This window comes from Acetobacterium wieringae, assembly GCF_023700225.1.
Taxonomy (GTDB): Bacteria; Bacillota; Clostridia; order Eubacteriales; family Eubacteriaceae; genus Acetobacterium; species Acetobacterium wieringae.
The window spans coordinates 1,768,623-1,788,810 of sequence record NZ_CP097897.1; the positions used below are offsets into that span (position 1 = coordinate 1,768,623).

Sequence of the window (20,188 nt, forward strand, 5' to 3'; positions counted from 1 at the left end):
TTATCCTAGAATTTGGTCTGTATCACAATATTGACAGCGAATGCTCTGACCTTTGGTGCCAGTAAGAGGTGCCATGCAACCGATACATTTTTTGGTAACCTTTACCGATTTATCCGCAGCTTTGTCTTTGGGTTTGATTCCCAAGCTTCCTTTTAAAACGTTGATCGTATCTTTAAAGGTTTCTGCAACCATTTCTGCACCAGGGATCGCAAATGGATTTGCCACTGAACTTTGCTCAGACTTATTCCCGGTTAAGACTTTACTGATGCCATTGGCAAAATCAATAATTTCTTTCTTTCCTGAGCTTTGAAACTGGAAAGCCAACTGGCCATTGACAAAATATATCTGAAGATCAGGCATACCATTTGAGCTTTTTCCCAAAATAGCCTGTGCTTGACCATTGACGATTTTCACTTGACTGAGCGGATATTTCTTTACCCCTTTGGTGTTTCCAAACATGCCCTTACTGATATGGATAATATTTATATTGGTCAGAATCAGTTCATCAGTATAAGCTGTCATCAATCCGCCGCCTTCACAAAGGACACTGGTACTCTGAATAAGAATCGCTTCATTTGGCTCTAAATTGTAATTTACCATACTTTCTCCCTTTTCGTATTTTAATTGACTTCGACCTATATTAAAATGTAAACTCATTGCGCTGAAAATTAAATCAATAAGCGCATTATTACGGCTAAGCTAAACGCTATACATTTATATAAGAGTTGTAAAATACCCGTACTATTGTTTCTTCAGGATTCCAAACTGATCTGATTTCACAATCACTTCGAGAAAACTCTGCCGCCCATTGTGAACGGCAGAGTGTCAATTTTTAGAGGCTTTCCTTTGTTGATGGGTTTTTACTATCCGAATGGCTAAAAACATCGGTTAAGATATCGGGAAGAATTTTCCCGATATCTTTAGGATTATCCAGCTTAGTAATCTTTTCTACAATTAACGTGACTTTTTCCATGAATTGTGATGTCAAAGTTGCTTCCATTACGTTTTTAACCCATTCAATGTCTGCCACGCTTTTTTCACCAAGGTATATTTTTTCATACACAAAGATTGAGCCTTCACCGATAGCAGCAACGATAGCACCTCCTACGATGGCATTGATCACACTCGTAGCCAAGTTGATACCAGGTATAAGTTTAAGTGCCCCAATCGCTGCTTTAGCAGCAATGGTCACAGCACCAACTTCGACAATTGTATTAAAAAATTGTTTGGAATTTTCGTCATCTTTTATGCCATATATCTTTGCTAAGCCTTTTATTTCAGCGATCTCAAGCGGAATGAGAAGCACCCCATCAGCAAGTGAAAACGGTACCGCACAGACAGTAACGGCTGCCGCCGTCGACAGACCCACAAGGCTATGTGCCATCGTTCTTTTCTGGTTAAGTACCAATGTGGATACGGCCTTATCAGCGGCTCTAGTTCCTTCAGGCATTAATTCATTGGTCACATCAATTAATTCAGAAATCCCTTCGGGGGGTGCAAAAGCTCTTTCGTTAAGGCTATATGTGGCTGCGACAACCGGGATTATTTTACGCAGATTCTTTGATGATTTTTTTGATCAGCAAATACGTTGTTTGCCATTTCGATATTCTTTTCTCTTTCGCCAACAGAATAGGATTTGGTAATGACAACCACAATAGGTACTGACTCCCATGCTGGTGTCAATCGTGAAAGGTTTTTTAGAGTTTCTGTAAATTCCTTACCCATGGTGCCATCGACGCATAGCCAAATCAGGTTGATTTGATTATCTTTGTGACCTTCTTTATAACGGCTATTTGACCATTTTTTAACTGAATTAATGACTCTTTGTTCCTTAATAAAGGGTGGTTCAATTACAAATGATGGTTTATAACAAACCGCATCAATGATTCTTAAGGGGATAATTTCACTCTCATAGATATCCAGTTCATCAATGTCGTCGATTGGACCCCATCCTGTTTCAACGCTTTCTTCTCCAAAAACAGCCCTAATTAATGTTTTTATGCCCACTTCTGGATTACCAATAACTAATACATTACCTCTTTCCATTTTTCCACCTTTTATCACTTTCTATTTATTGAAGAGAATTCTTGAACTTCTTTTCACTATAGAGTATGCAAATTTCGCGTGACATCTAAATAGATTTCGACAATCTAAGAACCTTTTGAACTTTGAACAGTCGTTTTGTATTGTCATTGAATTATTTTAATTTATATTCTTACCAATAATTTGATTATACGCTTTTTCCCCGCCACTGACCAGCGCAAATTTCACTTTCCAGGGAATGCTGCTTCTTTTAATTCACTTAATCCATCAGCCTCCGGCCATCCCAATCGCCCTGATTTGAGAATAACACATCCATCCGTCCAAATGTGGGATCGGTCAAAATCTAGTCAAATAAATCGGTCTGGTCACAGGCATTGATTCGGATTATTTACCGCTGGTTTAAAACTAACCATAAGAATTATTAGAAAGCTACATAAATACCTTATGAGCCATATTTTAGTTTCCTTTCGATCACCCTGTTTTAGTCTTTCCGAAAGGATCGAAAGGGTTTAGGGTTAAAAAAATCCATATAAATATTTTATTCTTTTGTGTTCTATATAGCTGAGTTTGGAAAAAACCCTTTCGACCCTTTCGAATCCCTTATTAGAGCCGTTTAACCCTTTCGCAACCCTTTCGCAACCCTTTCGAAAAGCTTCGAAACCCTTTCGTATTGGGGGTTTTTGAGATAATGATTTCGCCTCATTGTATCAATATATGCATCTTGGTATTAAATCACAAAAATTTTCACGAGTAAGATCAACATAAATGGTTCGATGGGTGACTTTTTCCTTACTTTTTTCGTCTTTTCAAAATATATCATTTAACGCTATTTAGAAGCATTTATAACTGCAGGTAGATCGCATAAGCGATAGGCGCTTTAGCCAAAGCCTACCGGCTCCCCCAGGGCTAGTGGAAAATCGCTATGGCCTCCCCGGTCAGCTGATCTTTGAGAATGTCGATCAACGACCAAAAAACCCGGAACCGCCTGAATCTTTCAGGGTGTTCCGGGTTTTGAGTAAGCTGTGATCCCACTGATAGGATTATCAGCGCGGGGGGCAATTATTTTTTAAAATAGTCCAACCGTTCCTGCACCTTTTTCATGGTTTCCTGATCTAAGATGTTAAATATAGCATGAAAAAAATGTAGTCTACAAAAGGCGAAGCCAATCGCGACGGGCATAAAGGATTCGTTCGACATTGACGACTTTAGCTTGCTCATCAATGGTAAAGAAAGCAATATAATTTTTAATCAACAGTTTTCGATACCCCATCGAAGCCAGCCGGTCATCGCGAACCGCCGGACATTTCTGTGGCATTTCGGATAAAAAAAGAAGGGCTGCTTCGATCACATCCATCATGTTTATGGCCGTCATTGGTGATGACAATTGTGACGATATGTAGTGAATAACATCACGAAGGTCGTTTTCAGCCGGCTCTGAGATTTCAATGTTATAAATTATCATCGGCTATCTCTTGTCGTAAGTCTTTCATGACATCAGTCAATGGCCGTTTTTTTCCGGCTTTGATGGCGGTGCGACTTTCGTCAAGGGCACGATAAAGTTCAAGCTTGCCGTTTAACATTTCGTATGCTTCAATGCTCATGACAGCCAGATCTCCCTGACCATTCTTAGTGATGAAGACAGGTTCTTCATGTTCGTGACAGAATTTAGAGATTTCGTTGTAACAATTTCTTAGATCCGTACTGGATTTGATATAGGGCATGTGATCGTCCTCCTTTGTTAATCTAAAGATATTATACCGGAATATCTTTAGATTAACAATAAAAACATATCCACCGGTGTTTCACACAAACTTATAAAATAAAAAATCACCCCGGCCATTAAACAACCAGGGTGATCCAGAAGCTGGGTATTAATATCAGCTTTGCATGCCTTTTAATAAATATAAGCTGTGATCCCACTGATAGGATTATCAGTGCGGGGGTCACTTATTTCTTAAAATAATCCAATCGTTCCTGCACCTTTTCCATGGTTTCCTGGAATTTTTTCTGTTTCTCCCGTTCAGCTTCAACCACCTTTTCCGGGGCTTTATCGGTAAAGCCTTTGTTGGCCAGTTTCTGGGTGACCCGGTCAATTTCCTGCTGGAGCTTCTTTTTCTCGGCTTCCAGTCGGGCAATTTCTTTTTCCTTGTCGACCAGCTCGTCGAGGTTGATATAAATTTCTAAATCCTCCACCACGGCCGAGACATAGTTTTCCTTAATGTCGGCTTTGGTAATTGGCAGAATCGTCGAGACTGAGGCCAGCTTCTGGAAATAGTGCAGGGAGTCGGCCATCAATGTCAAGTGCTCGGGATTATCGCAAATCAGGAATAACTGGGTCTTCTTGGAATTGGGCACATCCATTTCAGCGCGGATATTCCGGATGCTGCGGATCGCTTCCATCAGGAACTCGACCTGTTTTTCATCCTCCGGAAAGACCAGCGTGTCATCAAAGTGCGGCCACTGAGCCACCATGATATCGCCGGTACTGCCCGGCAGATAGCCGTTGATTTCTTCGGTGATAAACGGGGTAAAGGGATGGAGCAGTCGCAAAATGGTGTCCAGTACCACCCGCAGGGTATACTGGGCGGCGACCTTGGTTGTTTCTTCCTCGCCGTAGAGCCGTGGTTTTACCAGCTCGATATACCAGTCGCAGTATTCGCTCCAGGCAAAATCATAGATCTTGGAAGCGGCAATCCCCAGTTCGTACTTGGTCATGTTGTGGTTGACTTCGGCCACGATGGTATTCATCCGGGACAGAATCCATTTGTCGGTGTTTTCCAGATGAGCGATGGCCGTTTCTTTTTTGTCCATGATATCGTCATCCAGATTCATCAGCACAAAGCGGGCGGCGTTCCAGATCTTGTTTAAGAAATTCCGGCTGGACTCCACTTTTTCATCCTGCCAGCGGATATCGTTACCAGCGGAATTACCGGTGATAATGGTAAAGCGCAGGGCATCGGCGCTGTAGGTTTCGATCAGTTCCAAGGGATCAATACCGTTACCCAGGGATTTACTCATTTTACGTCCCTGAGAATCCCGCACCAGACCGTGGATATAGACATCTTTAAAGGGGGTTTCGCCCATTTCGAAGAGGCCCATAAAAATCATCCGGGCAACCCAGAAGAAGATAATATCATAACCGGTAACCAGCACCGAGGTGGGATAGAATTTCTTCAAGTCCTCGCTGTTTTCCGGCCAGCCCAGGGTTGAGAACGGCCACAGGCCCGAACTGAACCAGGTATCCAGAACATCTTCATCCTGGGTGAGGTGGGTGCTGCCGCATTTAGGACAATGGTCAGGAGCCGTCTTGGCAACCACCATCTCCCCACAATCGTTGCAATAATAGGCCGGAATTCGATGTCCCCACCACAATTGCCGTGAAATACACCAGTCCCGGATGTTTTCCAACCAATTGTAATAAATTTTGCTGAAACGGTCGGGGATAAAATCAGTTTTGTGCTGACGCACGGCATCCAGGGCCGGGCCAGCCAGTGGTTCCATTTTAACAAACCATTGTTCCGAGGTCATGGTTTCCACGGTGGTGGAGCAGCGGTAGCATTCGCCGACGTTATGCTGATGCTCGTCGATTTTTTCGAGCAGCCCCAGCGCTTCCAGATCTTTGACCACGGCTTTACGACAGTCGTAGCGATCCATGCCGGCATATATTCCAGCCAGTTCATTCATTGTACCGTCATCATTGAGTACCCGAATCTGTTCCAGATTGTGGCGCAGGCCGACCTCGTAGTCATTGGGATCGTGGGCTGGCGTCATTTTAACCACCCCGGTACCAAAGCTCATATCGACATAGTCATCAGCAACAATAATAATTTCTTTATCAAGCAGGGGCAGCATCACGGTTTTGCCGATTAAGTGCTGGTAACGCTCGTCCTCAGGGTGAACGGCCACACCGCTGTCCCCCAGCATGGTTTCCGGCCGGGTGGTGGCCACCACCAGATAGCCGTCGCCATCGGTCAGCGGGTAACGGATGTGCCAGAGATTGCCCTGGTGTTCGGCGTATTCCACTTCGGCTTCAGACAGGGCCGTTTTACAGGTGGTACACCAGTTGATAATCCGGCTGCCCTTATAGATCAGGCCTTTTTCATACAGATTGACAAAGGCTTCGTTAACGGCCTGGCTACAGCCTTCGTCCATGGTAAAGCGTTCCCGGCTCCAGTCACAGGAGGCACCCAGCTTTTTGAGCTGATCAGTAATCCGGGTTTTATAGGTTAAGGCCCAGTCCCATGCTCGTTCCAGATAGGCTTCCCGGCCAATCTCCTGCTTGGTTTTACCTTCTTCTTCCCGCAGTTTATCAACCACTTTAACCTCGGTGGCAATCGAGGCATGGTCGGTTCCCGGCAGCCACAGGGCGGCGTAGCCATTCATCCGTTTGTAACGGGTCAGGACATCCTGGAGGGTACCGTCAAAGGCGTGGCCCATGTGCAGCTGACCGGTGATATTGGGGGGCGGCATCACAATCGTAAAGGGTTTGCCATTGGGATTGACTTCCGGTTTAAAATAACCCTTTTGCTGCCAACTGGCATAGGTTTTATCTTCTACTTCTTTGGGATCATAGGTTTTTGACATTTCTTTCTTCATATATGCACCTGCTATTCTTATTGGTCGTTAGGCAATTGCCAAGGTTTTGTGAGTTTCGCTGTTTTCGCACTTGCCAACTATTGGTCTTTTATTTCCTTAATTTTGTAGGGGTCAAAGAGGGCCGGTTGGGGTTCTGGTAAGGCTTTTTTCTCGATATAACCGGCAATCAGACGGTGACACAGTTCGATGGTTTTGGTCATCGAGCGTTTCTGGGCCTCCTCGGACATATTCTCTGACATACGTTTGATGATGTATTTATTTTCAAACAAAAAATCAACCATTGAGGTTAAATCTTTGATCTTGTCCACTTTGATGGCCATTCCCCCATCCACCAGGTAATCAGCGTTTTCTTCTTCCTGGCCGGGATAGTAAAAGGGTATGATCATGGGAATGTTTTTAACTATCGCTTCGGTGGTGGTCAGGCCCCCGGGCTTGGTTATGATAGCATCAGACTGATCCATCAGTTCGGAGACGTTATTGACAAAACCGTGGATCTCGACAAGCTTATCGTCGGTTTTTTCCCGGGCATAATGGGCCCTGATTTCTTTTTCGATTTTGCTGTTATTGCCGCAGACCACAATAATGCGGATTTTTTCCTTAACCTTCATCAGCGAGGTAAAGGCTTTTTCCATCTGTTTACTGCCCAGACTGCCGCCCATCAGCAGGATTGTCCCGGCCACATCAACCAGTTCCTGACGCTGCAGATGGTTGTTTTGTAAAAAAGTCTGGCGGATGGGAATCCCGTAGGGATAGATAATGTCAGCGGCTACCCCTTTTTCGACCATGGTCTCTTTGGTGTACTCACTGCCGACAATATAGGCGTCAATCATTTTTTTAAGATAAAGGGTATGAATTTTATAGTCAGTGACAATCGACAGCACCGGGACATCAAAGGCATGGTGCTCTTTCAGGGTACCGAGCACGTTGGTCACAAAGGGATGGGTGGTGATGATCAGATCGGGGTGACCGGACTTGATCAGGGGCACGATATCGGGGTTCATCACCCGGGTCAGCACCTGAAAAATACCCTGCTGAAAGCGGTTCATGTTGTTAAACTGATTGTACATCTGCTCGTAGAGCTTGGGTACATTCACCACCATCTGCTGATAGCCTTTGGTAATCAGGCGGTCCAGGGTGACGTTGGTTTCTTTAAAGGCATCATAAACTTCGGTTTGATAGCCGGCTTCATCCAGAGATTCCTTTAAGGACTGGGCGGCCAGATTATGACCGGCACCGGTTGACGCTGTAAAAATAAATACCTTTGACATGGCGGGCCTTAGTCTTCGAATTCTTTGGTAAACTTGTAATTAACCCGCATCAGTTTGCCGCCCATGGCTTCTTCTTTGCGTTTTTCAACCACATAGATGCCACCAAAAACCATTAACATTCCGGCCATGACAGCCGAAAATCCCACTAATATTTTCTTTAACATAAGAAACCTCCGTATATTTAATTTAATCCTTCTGTTGTGAATCACTTAAAAAAATCGTTCCGATTTCTTCGCCGTCAAGAATCTTATAGAGCACCTTGACGTCTTCCCCGGAAGCGATAATCATATCAATGCCGCAGTCGGTGGCGTATTTGGCGGCGCCAAGCTTGGTGATCATGCCGCCGGTGCCAAGACAGGAAGCAGTGTTGCCGGCACTTTTCATCAGCTCGTTATCAATTTTCTCCACCGTCTGGATCAGCCGGGCGTCTTTATTAACAGCGGGGTTGTCATCGTAGAGACCATCCACATCCGAAAGGATGATTAAAAGATCGGCATCGACCAGGTCGGCAGTCATCGCCGAGAGGATATCATTGTCGCCAAAGCATTCCTCCTGAATCTCATCGGTGGCAATGCAGTCATTTTCATTGACAATCGGGATGATCCCCCCGGCAATCAGGGCCTGGAAGGTGTTCATGGCGTTGTTGCGCTTAATGGCGTGTTTAAAGACGTCCTTGGTCAGAAGAATCTGGCCGACGGTCTGATGGTATTCATCAAAAAATTTGTGGTAAACCCGCATCAGAAGCCCCTGGCCCACCGACGCAGCGGCCTGTTTTTCTTTCAGGGTTTTGGGCCGTTCGGTCAGCTTCATCCGGTTCATCCCGGCGCCAATGGCACCGGAGGAAACCAGCACCATTTTTTTTCCGCTGTTTTCCAGATCCGTCAGCACCCGGGCCAGGATCTCCAGCTTTCGCAGATCCAGGGTGCCATTTTGGTGGGTCACCGAGGTGGTCCCCATTTTTACTACAATGGTGGTGGCGTTTTTTATCTTTTCTCGCATCTTAATCTCCTAGTTTGTTCCTAGTTAATTATTATATCAAACAATGCGAAAACCGCAACGCTTTTTTAGCTGCAGCCGGTGGTAGTGCCACAATCAAGACAGAGCTTGCAGGTGCCGTTTTGCATCATCCGGTCACTGCCGCAGTGGCTGCAGGTTTCGCCATAGAGTACTTCCCCACCGCCATCCTTGTTATAGTCGGGTGTGGCTTCACCGGTGCTGACGCTGCGAACCAGGTTTTGCTTGTTCATCAGGGTAAAGTTTTTGGGCTTGACCTGACAATTGGAAAAATCGCCGTGCTCAATGTCGATGACCTTACTGATCAGATCCGAAATCGACGAGGCAAACTTGATATAGGGGTGCCGGGAGACAAAGCCCGAGGGCTCATATTTCTGGCCCCGCAGCATCTTGGAGATCTGATCCGGCGGGATATGGTACTGCAGCATGTTGGAGATCGACTTGGACAGGGAGGCCAACAGCCCCTTAACCACGGTTCCCTCTTTATCGGTAGAGACAAAGATCTCGGCGATGCCGCCGTCTTCATAAAAGCCAATGGTGATATAGAGCTCTATGTCGCCAATTTTGGCAGCATGGGTACGACTGAGCCGCATCCCTTCCGGGCGAACCCGGTTTAAGGCCTTACTGTTGCCTTCCTTGACCAGGGCCAGGAGCTCGGCATAGCTGTAGTCATCGACACTACGATCGATATCCTCGGCCATGCCAGAGCTCAGCGGCTGGGAGGCTTTACAGGCATCCCGGTAAATGGCAATCGCCTTGGTGCCGGTGCGATAGGCCAGCAGATGGATGTTTTCGACATCGGCCACGGTGGCATCATGAGGCAGGTTGACGGTTTTTGACACCGAGCCGCTGATCATCGGGGTAATGGCCGACACCATCAACACGTGACCCATTGGGGAAATGGTATTGGCGGTGTCAAAAATCGGCAGATGCTCTGGCTTAAGATGGGGCGCACCGGTCACCCCCTCATGGAGAAAATAGCCCTTGACATCTTTTTCCAGGATATAGGTGAGAATATCCCCCACTTCCTTTTCGCTGTAACCGAGGTTGTAAAGTGCCTGCTCCAGCACCGGATTGACAATTTCCATGGAGTAGCCGCCGATTAATTTTTTAAAGACGACATGGTTATAAAAGGGTTCCACCGAGGTGGCACCGCAATCCATCGCAAAGGAGATCGTCCCGGTGGGGGCAATCACCGATACCTGGGCGTTACGGTAGCCATAGGTCGTCCCGACTTCCTCCGCCAGCTTCCAGGCGTTTTTGAGCTGGTTGCTGATTTCCTTAAAACCCATTTTCTGAAGCAGCTTGTGGTTTATTTTAATCGGTTCATAGTGCAGTTCTTCATAGTCATCGGTTCGGGCGCCAGCCACTCGGCTGTGGTTGCGGATGACCCGCCCCATATAGGGTTTGTTGATTTCATATTTGGGGAAGGCGCCAATTTTACTGGCCATCAGCGCCGACACATGGTAGGAGGTTCCGGTCATGATCCCGGTTATCCCGGCGATCAGGTTACGGCTTTCGGCTGAGTCATAGGGATAGCCCAGTGCCAGCAGCAGGGAGGCGGCGTTGGCAATGCCCAGACCGGTGGTCCGAAACAGATAGGATTTGCGGGCCACATCCGGGGTCGGAAACTGGCCATGATAGATGGAGCCTTCCAGGGCACATTGAATCAGCCCGACTAGATGAATAAAGGGCTCGATCTCAAAACTGTTGTCTTCGGGATTGTAAAATTTATAGACATTGATGGACGCCAGATTACAGGCCGTATCATCTAAGAAAGCATACTCCGAACAGGGATTGGTGGCATTGATGCGGTTTATTTTAGCCGTCAGGTCACCATCTTCACCACCCGGACAGGTATGCCAGGCATTGAAAATATCGTCAAACTGAATCCCCGGATCGGCACATTCCCAGGCAGCCTGATTAAGATGCTGCCATAATTCCTTAACCGGTACCTCCCGGTCCACCCGGTCATCGACCCGACCCCGGAGTTTCATTTTATGATCGGGCTCACTTTTTAAGTTTAAGACCGCCTGCATGAATTCGGCATTGAGCCGCACCGAGTTGTTGCTGTTCTGGCCGCTGACGGTCTGGTAGGCCTCGCCATCCATTGAAATATCATAGCCCATTTTACCCAGGGCCCGGACTTTTGCTTCTTCCTTGACTTTCCAGTTGATAAAGGTATCTATTTCGGGATGGTCAATATCGACAATCACCATCTTGGCCGCCCGGCGGGTGGTACCCCCGGATTTAATGGCCCCGGCATTGCGATCCAGACCCTGCAGGAAACTCATCATCCCCGAAGACTGGCCGCCGCTGGTCAGGCCTTCATTGGCTGCCCGCAGGTTGGAGAAATTGGTACCTACGCCGGAGCCGCCCTTAAACAGCTTGGTTTCACTGACATAATGCTCGGAAATGGAATGGTCGCCCAGCAGCCGATCCTGAATTGAGAGGATAAAACAGGCGCTGGCCTGGGTGCGGCTGTAGCGGTCTACTGATTCCAGCACTTGGCCGCTTTCTTCATCATAATAATAAAGATCATCCTTGGAACCGGCAATGTCATAGCTGCGTTTGAGACCCGTGTTAAACCATTGCGGAGAGTTGGGGGCCCACATCTGCATCAGGAAGGCATAGACCAGCTCGTCATAATAGATCTGCCACTGCTCATCATTATCAATCAGGCCTTCTGCCCGGATGGCGTCGGTCCAGAAGCCGACCAGCCGGTCGGCAATTTCCCGCATGCTGTGCTCGTAGCCATAGCCATTGGGCACCCCTTTGCGGCGGAAATATTTGGTGGCAATAATGTTACAGGCATTTTGCGAGTAATGCTCGGGGAATTCCAGATCGGTCATTTCATAAATAATTTCCCCGGTCTGATAGTTTTTTAAGATCACGTCAACGGTTTGCCACGAAAACAGATCGTAGACGGTTTTATCGGAATCTTCCAGTTCTTTGGTAAAGACCCGCGTAAACAGCTGATTTATTTGATTCAATTTCTTTGTCCTCCTGGTAATAAATACACTATCTTGCGATGCATCTCTAATTATAAACATATATATAGTGTCCGACAATGTATTTTTATGTTTTTCGCCGATAATTTACCCGCCTGGCCGGGCGCAAATAAAAAGGCTCATGCTTGAGCCTTGAAGTTGATAAACTCCCGTACCGACCAATTGTTAATCTGTTGTTCGCTGCGGAATCGGACACTAATAAGAAATATAATTTCTTATTAGTCGCGGGCAGTCGCCAACTACAAGCAAGCTTGTGATTGGCTCGTTGCTACCACGCAGGCTACGCCGTGTCCGCTCCGATGCGAACAACATGATCTAACAATTGTCGGTACTGGGTTAGCTTTTTTAAGCCCATGCTTGAGCCTTAGGTGTTTTAATTTTTCATCTTAACTTTTTGACCCAGCTTGCTTTCTTTGCCCTGGATGATCCGGCCGATGTTTTTGCGGTGCTGATAGATACTAAAGAGGCAGAGCACAAAGGCGAAAACAATTTCGGCCACCGAGCGACCAAAGAGAAGGGTGAAAATTGGCAGCATGGTCATCCCCACCATTGAGGTCAGGGATACCATTTTCCAGATGGCCAGCACAATCAGACCGATCATAATGGCAATGACGGCGACTTCCCAGTCATAGACCAGAAATACCCCCAGCGAAGTGGCAGTACCCTTACCGCCCCGAAACTGCAGAAAGACGGGCCAGTTATGGCCAGCCACAACAGCGATGCCGCCTAAAACCAGAAACACCTCATCAACATTCAGGGCATAGCGACCGACCAGAACCACCAGAGTGCCCTTTAAGGCGTCCAGTAGAAACACCGGAATGGCGACGTTTTTCCCCATGACCCGGAGTACGTTGGTGGTGCCAGCATTGCCGCTGCCGTAGTTGCGGACATCTTCATTTTTAAGAAATTTTACCAGAATATAGGCAAAATTCAAGTTTCCAATTAAATAAGCCGCCACAACAAAAACAATTCCAATAATAATCGACATATCACTACTCCTTTAACTGATTAATTTTAGTTGTTCTGAGTTGTTCAATGAGCGTTCCCAGCTTTTCGAGCACTGTGTCAAAATTTTCCCGCTGATGAGGAAAATTGCAGGCACTACAATTTTTTATACCCTTTTTCGTGTAGGTAAAACTGCCACCGCAATTTTCTGCCAGGGCATAGAGCGGACAATAACAGAACAGACAATTAAAATCGTCTAAGCAATCAACCGGATGGCAGGGAAAGTACTCACAGGCGGTATGCTGAAAAAATTTAAAATTTGAATCGTCCTTTTTCATGGTCAGACAGCGTCCATTCCGGCTTGGAGGGCTTTGACATTTAATTCCTTAAACTGCGGTTTGACGTTCTCGGCAATGATCGCTTCCCAATCAATGTCGGTGAGGCCCATCGATTTAATAATCGAACCCAAGAGAATCACGTTCATGACCTTGGGGTTCCCCAGTTCTTCGGCCATTTTGGTGGCGGCCATCACCCGCAGGTTGACCTTGCTCTTTATTTCATCCAGAATATTTTCCGGATAGGTGGTGGCTCCGATGATTACTGACAGCGGGAAGATTTCGGTGTCGTTGACAATCATTTTGCCGGTCGGTTTGAGGTATTCCAGAGATCGCAGTCCCTCCATCTTTTCAAAGGCCACAACAATATCTGCCGAGCCGATTTCAATCACCGGCGACTGGACATCATCACCGTAACGTACCAACGACGAAACTGATCCGCCCCGCTGACTCATCCCATGGATTTCGCTCATTTTGACATCATAACCAGCGGCCATTAAGCCGGTGGTCAGCAATTTGGCTGCCAGAATGGTGCCCTGACCACCGACGCCAACGAGTACAATATTTTTAGTCTCCATTATCTTACCTCCACAGTAATGGCCTGTTTGGGACAGATCTGGGCACAAACTCCACAGCCAACACAGGTTTCTTTAAGAATGCCGGATTTTTTATTGGCCAAGTCAAAAGCCAGGGCCGGACAGCCGGACTTCAGGCATTTTTTGCAGCCGATACAGGTATCAAGGTTAACAGCGGCCACCATTTTAAAAGCGGTGGGGAATTCGGTCTGATCCTGGGTCGAGAATTTTTTAAGTACACAGGGCCAACGGGTAATAATGACTGCCGGGCCATCAACATTGAGACCCCATTCAATGGCTTCCTGCACAATCTTCAGATTATTGGGATCGACTGAAATCAGGTTTTTAACCCCGCAGGCTTTGACCATCGCCTCAATGTCAATGATTGGGGCGTCATCACCTTTTAAGTCATAGCCGGTGCCAGGATTCTGCTGATGGCCGGTCATCCCGGTAATGCGGTTATCGAGAATAATTGTTAAGGTATTGCTTTTGTTATAGGTCACATCCATCAGACTGGTGATGCCGGAGTGGAAAAAGGTCGAGTCGCCAAGAATCGAAACCACTTTTTTGGAGTGATCGCCCTTGATGTCAAAGGCTTTCTGGACGCCATGTCCACCACTGATACTGGCCCCCATGCAGATCATCGCATCGGTGGCATTATAGGGTGGCATTAACCCCAACGAATAACAGCCGATGTCACTAAAGATCATCAGATCCTTGCGGCGACCCAGCTCGTAGAAAACGCCGCGGTGGGGACATCCGGCACAGAGGGCTGGCGGTCGGGGTAGTACCATCTCAGGATTGGGATTAATCACCTGGGCTGTTTCATCCAGCAGCGCCTGACGAATCCGATCCGGGGTCAGCTCACCCATGGTTGGCAGTTTTTCCTTGCCGACACAATTAATTCGGGCGGCTTTAATTTCTGTTTCCATAATCGGATCATTTTCTTCGAAAATATAGACGGTTTTCTTGCCCTTGGCAAAGTCAGCAATTTTTTTCATCGGCAGCGGATAGCTAAAGCCGATCTTTAAATAGGAAACGGTGTTGCCAAAGACTTCCTTGGCATAGCGGTAGGCCACGCCTGAACCGATAATGCCAATCTCTGCCCCATTATCTTCAATGTAATTAAAGGGCGTGGTGTTGGAATACTCTTCCAGGCGGGCAAAATTATCGGCCAGTTTAACCTGCATGCCCCGAGCAAAAGCCGGTAGCGGACAGTATTTGCGGATATCTTTTTCGTAGGGTTTATCGGCTACTTCAAGCCGGTCACTGCAGGAAACAATTGATTTGGAGTGACAGACCCGGGTGGTCATCCGGAACAGCACCGGCAAGTCGTAGTCTTCGCTGATGGCGTAGGCTTCCTTAATCATATCCTTGGCTTCCTGGCTGTCGGAAGGTTCAAACATGCAGACCTTGGCATGACGGGCATAGTTGCGGTTGTCCTGTTCGTTCTGGGACGAATGCATCCCCGGTTCATCAGCGGTAACCAGCACAGCTCCGGCGTTAACTCCCAGATATGCCAGAGTAAAGAGTGGATCGGTGGCGACATTGACGCCGACGTGTTTCATGGCACAGAGGCTGCGGACGCCGCCGATGGCCGCACCGGCAGCCGCTTCCAGGGCCACCTTTTCATTGGGTGCCCACTCCGAGACAATCTCCGGATAGGTAGCGACGTTTTCTAGAATTTCAGTACTGGGTGTTCCTGGATAGGCAGTGGCAAACTTGACCCCCGCCTCCCAGGCCCCTCGGGCGATGGCTTCATTTCCTGTCAGTAATAGCTTCATTTAATGCTCCTCTCGTAATTGGTGACAATTATCCATTCGCTGGGCCAAAAAAGCCCCGAGAATGATTGAATTTAATTTGTTTTCAAACGAATCGGATCGGGAGGTCAAAATAATCGGAACACAGGCTCCCATCACAATCCCACCCAATTGTGCCTGACCCAGATGGGTCATGACCTTCATGACGGCGTTACCGGTTTCAATGTTGGGCATGACAATGACGTCAACATCACCAGCTACCGCCGATTCATAGCCCTTAATCCGGGCCGCTGTTTTAGAGATCAGCAGATCCATGGCAATCGGGCCCTCCACCAGCACATCCTGGCCGAAATAATTGGCCTCGCCCAGTTGCTTCAGGGCTGCCCCATCCACCGTCGCTGGCATTTTGGGATTGACCTTTTCCTTGGCCGCCAGGCAGCCGACTTTAATCGGGTTAAGTCCCAGCAAGCGTGAAAAATCCACGGCATTACTGATAACTCCTTTTTTCTTTTCCAGATCCGGATCGATGATCATCCCACCATCGGACAGGATCAGAAATTTGTGATAGCTGGCCATCCGAACCATCATAATGCTGCTAAGCAGGCGGCCAATCAACAGGCCGTTGGTCTTATGGATGACGGCTTTTAAAAAGATAGAGGTATCGACCAGGCCTTTCATAATAAAATCAGCCTGGCCCTGACGAACCAGAGCCACGGCCTGTTCACAGGCCGTGGCCAGATCGTCACAATCAATAATTGTCATCCTGCTTAGATCAATTTTTTGGGCACTGCTGATGGCCTCAATCCGGCTGCGACTGCCAACCAGAATGATGTGCTCCAGATACAATCCGTTGGCGGCTGATAGAGCCCGCAGCAGCTCACTTTCAGCCGCCGCTGCCACCACCAGGGTACCTTTGGGGCCACTCTGAACCGCCTGACCAATCTCTTCAAAAGTATTGTACATCTTAACCTCATTTAATTCATCTGTAATATTATACACTAATTTAAACCCATAATAAAGACACAATTTTGTTACAATTACCCCGTTGCCAAAACAAAGATCTTGCATGTAAAAACAGGCAGGTTCCGGGTTGCGACAGGGTCACATAAAAAAAGTCTTCCTGATCTATTCTAGCACAGAAGCGATCAGAAAGACGATTAAATTTCGGGGATATTTTTGCCTTATGCGCCCCATGTTAAAGGAAATTATTGGCGCTTATTCAGTGGTTCGTAATCCCGGCGTTCGCTGACGTGCATGTAGGCCGGACGGATAATCTTTCCGGCATTGATCAGCTCTTCCAAACGGTGAGCACTCCAACCAGCAATTCGGGCAATCGCAAAAATCGGCGTAAACAGTTCCAGAGGCAGGCCCAGCATGCTGTAAACAAAGCCGCTGTAAAAGTCGACATTGGCACTGACACCCTTGTAGATTTTACGTTCTTCACCGATGACTTCCGGCGCCAGTCGTTCCACCATCGAATACAGTTCAAACTCATCGTGGAGGCCCTTTTCTTCAGAGAGGCTTTTGACAAACCCTTTAAAGACATTGGCCCGGGGATCCGATACCGAATAGATGGCGTGACCCATCCCGTAGATCAATCCAGCATTGTCGAAGGCCCGTTTATTAAGCAGATCCACCAGATACTGGCGCACCTGTTTTTCATCGGTCCAATCATCCAGAGTTTTTTTCATGTCTTCAAACATTTCCACCACTTTAATATTTGCACCACCATGTTTGGGGCCTTTTAACGAACCCAGTGACGCCGCAATGACTGAGTAGGTGTCAGTGCCCGAAGACGACACCACATGGGTGGTAAAGGTCGAGTTGTTACCGCCACCGTGTTCGGCATGAAGCACCAGGGCGATATCCAGAATCCGGGCTTCCAGCTCAGTATACCGGCTGTCCGGCCGTAAAATGTAGAGAATATTTTCGGCCGTTGACAGATGCGGTTGCGGTTGGTGAATAAACAGACTCTGGTCATCGTGATAATGTTTATAGGTCTGGTAACCATAGACTGCCAACAGCGGAAACAGAGCGATTAACTCCAGAGATTGCCGCAGTACATTGGGAATCGAGACATCGCTGGCTTTGTCATCATAGGAAAACAGGGTCAGAACACTACGGGCCAGAGTGTTCATCATATCAGAGCTGGGGGCCTTCATAATAATATCCCGCACAAAGCTGGTGGGCAGGCTGCGATAGTTTCCCAGCACGGTGGTAAAGCGTTCCAGCTCGTCTGAATTGGGTTGACTGCCAAACAGCAGCAGATAAACCACTTCTTCAAAACCGAACCGTTTTTCTTTGACAAAGCCGTCAACCATGGCTTCAACGTCGACACCCCGATAGAAGAGTTTTCCTTCGGTTCCGATTTTTTTGCCGTCTTCAAAGATATAAGCCTGGATTTCCGAGATTTCGGTCAGTCCGGTCAAGACCCCGTTACCGTCTAAATCCCGGAGGCCCCGGTTGACCTTGAATTTTTTATATAACTCTGGCTCAATGGTGCTATTTTTTACGCATAATTCACTATACTCTATAATTTCAGGGGTAATTTCCGAAAACACACGATTCATCATCAATCTCCTCTATCTTTCTTATTTTTTGCCATTACAAAATTGCGGGGCCTGACAGGCCGTTTATGCATTTCGCAATCGCCCAACTTAATGTTAGCTTATTATACCTTAAATGCTCAATGAGATAAAGTTAATTTATTATTTTTTTATGCTTTTTTGAAAGACATTCTTATACAATATCTTTTTAGTCTTTTATTTTCCGTAAATGATGGGAAAATTATTATAAATTTGAAAGTTTGTATTTAATTCTTTCATTATTAAATAATTTCGGAATTTTAAACCGAATCGTTTCCTACCCCAAAAGCCGCCGCAATTTTTGAGATAAAAAAAAACTCCGATTCATCGAATCGAAGTTTATCCTTTATTTTTGGCAGGGGCAGAAGGATTTGAACCCTCGGCACGTGGTTTTGGAGACCACTGCTCTACCAACTGAGCTATACCCCTACAACAGCAACTACTATATTATAAGTGCTGCTGATGTGTTTGTCAATATCTTTATAAACTTTTTATTCTATACTTTTAAATCAATCTTGCTGAGAGTGAGCAGATCCTGATTGGCCTCAAGCACCGGAGCCACTTCTTCGCTGATAAAATCATCGACCTGTTGGGGCGCCCGACCAACATAGAGGCTGGGGTCCATTAAGGCATCGACATCCTCGGTTTTTAAGTTGAAGGCAGGATCTTTAAGGATTCGTTCAATCAGGTCATTGGGTTTCCCTTCCACCTTCACAGTATGGCCAGCTTCCATCGACAACACCCGGATTTTTTCGTGGAGATCCTGACGATCACCACCCCGCTTGACCCCTTCCATAATAATGTTCTCGGTGACCATAAAGGGCAGCTCGGCATCGATATGCTGGCGCACCACCTTGGGGTATACCACCAAGTTTTCCGAAACATTCATGGCAATCATCAGAATGGCATCGGTAGCCAGAAAGCCTTCGGGAATTGAGATCCGCTTGTTGGCCGAATCATCCAAGGTTCGCTCAAACCATTGGGCCGAAGCCGTCAGGGCCGGGTTCAGGGCATTGACGATGATATAACGGGCCAGCGAACAGATCCGCTCGGACCGCATCGGGTTGCGTTTGTAGGCCATCGCCGACGAGCCAATCTGGCTTTTTTCAAAGGGTTCCTCAACTTCTTTCAAATTCTGCAGCAGGCGGATGTCGGTGGCAAATTTGGTCAGGGTCTGGGCGATGCCGCTGAGGACACCAAGCACCTGGGCATCAAATTTACGGGAATAGGTTTGCCCGCTGACCGCAAATGATTTTTTAAAGCCCATTTTTTGGGCCACCAGGGTATCCAGTTTTTTAACCTTGTCGTGATCATTGTCAAACAGTTCCATAAAACTGGCCTGGGTGCCGGTGGTACCTTTAACCCCCAACAGCTTAACATTGCTAAGCAGATGATCAAGATCCGCCAGATCCATCAGCAGATCCTGAATCCATAAACAGGCCCGCTTACCGATGGTGGTCAGTTGGGCTGGCTGAAAATGGGTAAAGCCGAGAGTCGGCAACTCTTTATACTGGGCGGCAAAGCGGGACAGGTGGTTGATCAGATTAAGGACCTGCTTACGGACATGGACCAGACCCTGGCTGTAAACAATCACATCGGTATTGTCTCCGACATAGGCACTGGTAGCCCCCAGATGGATAATCCCCTTGGCTGTCGGACATTGGGCCCCATAGGTATGAACATGGGCCATGACGTCGTGGCGCAGTTCTTTTTCTTTTTGGGCTGCCAGTTCATAATCGATGTTGGTGATGTTGGCTTTCAGTTCGGCAATCTGGGTGTCGCTGATGTTAAGTCCCAGTTCCTGCTCGGCTTCGGCCAGAGCCACCCACAGCTTCCGCCAGCTTTGAAATTTATTGTCCGCTGAGAAGATATGGAGCATCTCCTTTGAGGAATACCGCTCAATCAGGGGGTTTTCATAGTATGCTTTCATAATTTATTCCTTTCATATTTAAATCCGTGAGCTTTGCGTCCAGTTTCGCACGAAACAATTTTTACACTGTACGGCGGACAGTTCTCTGAACTGTTCGCCTACACGTTACAAAATTGTTTGTGGAAA

The 20,188-nt window shown here is 47.1% G+C and carries 17 protein-coding genes and 1 tRNA gene; all 18 read right to left on the reverse strand.

Features of this window, described 5'->3' with window-relative positions; translation table 11 throughout:
* The 18 genes from CHL1_RS08645 to purB all read right to left on the reverse strand — a co-directional run bounded on the left by CHL1_RS08645 (window position 1) and on the right by purB (window position 20,062).
* Complete coding sequence (locus CHL1_RS08645; protein ID WP_207648651.1) at window positions 1-600, reverse strand: hypothetical protein; 600 nt, start codon at window positions 598-600, stop codon at window positions 1-3.
* Between the two features lie 232 nt (window positions 601-832).
* On the reverse strand, window positions 833-1,465 hold the full coding sequence (locus tag CHL1_RS08650) for a DUF697 domain-containing protein (protein WP_250936094.1): 633 nt from the start codon (window positions 1,463-1,465) through the stop codon (window positions 833-835).
* A gap of 77 nt (window positions 1,466-1,542) precedes the next feature.
* Entirely contained in the window at window positions 1,543-2,046 is a 504-nt protein-coding gene (locus CHL1_RS08655) for a hypothetical protein (RefSeq protein WP_250936096.1), read from the reverse strand.
* A 1,144-nt stretch (window positions 2,047-3,190) separates the two neighbouring features.
* Window positions 3,191-3,505, reverse strand: coding sequence for a type II toxin-antitoxin system RelE/ParE family toxin (locus CHL1_RS08660; protein ID WP_070371378.1), 315 nt, complete (start codon window positions 3,503-3,505; stop codon window positions 3,191-3,193).
* Window positions 3,492-3,764, reverse strand: a complete 273-nt coding sequence (locus CHL1_RS08665) for a type II toxin-antitoxin system prevent-host-death family antitoxin (RefSeq protein ID WP_070371377.1) — start codon at window positions 3,762-3,764, stop codon at window positions 3,492-3,494. The genes CHL1_RS08660 and CHL1_RS08665 overlap by 14 nt, the downstream gene beginning before the upstream one ends.
* Window positions 3,765-3,990: 226 nt before the next feature.
* On the reverse strand, window positions 3,991-6,639 hold the full coding sequence (locus tag CHL1_RS08670; RefSeq protein WP_250936105.1) for a valine--tRNA ligase: 2,649 nt from the start codon (window positions 6,637-6,639) through the stop codon (window positions 3,991-3,993).
* Between the two features lie 77 nt (window positions 6,640-6,716).
* Window positions 6,717-7,907, reverse strand: a complete 1,191-nt coding sequence (locus CHL1_RS08675) for an MGDG synthase family glycosyltransferase (RefSeq protein WP_070371375.1) — start codon at window positions 7,905-7,907, stop codon at window positions 6,717-6,719.
* Window positions 7,908-7,915: 8 nt separating this feature from the next.
* Window positions 7,916-8,071, reverse strand: a complete 156-nt coding sequence (locus CHL1_RS08680; protein ID WP_070371374.1) for a stress-responsive transcriptional regulator PspC — start codon at window positions 8,069-8,071, stop codon at window positions 7,916-7,918.
* A 22-nt stretch (window positions 8,072-8,093) separates the two neighbouring features.
* Window positions 8,094-8,906 carry a glutamate 5-kinase gene (gene proB, locus CHL1_RS08685; protein ID WP_250936107.1) on the reverse strand — a complete coding sequence of 271 codons (813 nt, stop codon included), beginning with the start codon at window positions 8,904-8,906 and terminating at the stop codon, window positions 8,094-8,096.
* A gap of 65 nt (window positions 8,907-8,971) precedes the next feature.
* Entirely contained in the window at window positions 8,972-11,974 is a 3,003-nt protein-coding gene (locus CHL1_RS08690) for a vitamin B12-dependent ribonucleotide reductase (protein WP_276520486.1), read from the reverse strand.
* 331 nt (window positions 11,975-12,305) lie between these two features.
* On the reverse strand, window positions 12,306-12,920 hold the full coding sequence (gene plsY, locus CHL1_RS08695) for a glycerol-3-phosphate 1-O-acyltransferase PlsY (RefSeq protein ID WP_070371371.1): 615 nt from the start codon (window positions 12,918-12,920) through the stop codon (window positions 12,306-12,308).
* Between the two features lie 4 nt (window positions 12,921-12,924).
* Window positions 12,925-13,215, reverse strand: a complete 291-nt coding sequence (locus tag CHL1_RS08700; RefSeq protein WP_070371370.1) for a cysteine-rich small domain-containing protein — start codon at window positions 13,213-13,215, stop codon at window positions 12,925-12,927.
* A 2-nt stretch (window positions 13,216-13,217) separates the two neighbouring features.
* Window positions 13,218-13,790 (reverse strand): indolepyruvate oxidoreductase subunit beta, encoded by a 573-nt coding sequence (locus tag CHL1_RS08705; protein ID WP_070371369.1) that lies wholly within the window; start codon window positions 13,788-13,790, stop codon window positions 13,218-13,220.
* Entirely contained in the window at window positions 13,790-15,571 is a 1,782-nt protein-coding gene (gene iorA / locus CHL1_RS08710) for an indolepyruvate ferredoxin oxidoreductase subunit alpha (RefSeq protein WP_250936110.1), read from the reverse strand. The genes CHL1_RS08705 and iorA overlap by 1 nt, the downstream gene beginning before the upstream one ends.
* Complete coding sequence (locus tag CHL1_RS08715) at window positions 15,572-16,510, reverse strand: phosphate acyltransferase (protein ID WP_070371367.1); 939 nt, start codon at window positions 16,508-16,510, stop codon at window positions 15,572-15,574.
* A gap of 242 nt (window positions 16,511-16,752) precedes the next feature.
* The gene (locus tag CHL1_RS08720; protein WP_070371366.1) at window positions 16,753-18,120 is read right to left on the reverse strand and encodes a citrate/2-methylcitrate synthase; all 1,368 of its coding nucleotides are present in this window, start codon (window positions 18,118-18,120) and stop codon (window positions 16,753-16,755) included.
* 365 nt (window positions 18,121-18,485) lie between these two features.
* A tRNA-Trp gene (locus tag CHL1_RS08725) sits at window positions 18,486-18,561 on the reverse strand.
* A 67-nt stretch (window positions 18,562-18,628) separates the two neighbouring features.
* Entirely contained in the window at window positions 18,629-20,062 is a 1,434-nt protein-coding gene (gene purB, locus CHL1_RS08730) for an adenylosuccinate lyase (protein WP_070371365.1), read from the reverse strand.
* Between the last annotated feature and the right edge of the window lie 126 nt (window positions 20,063-20,188).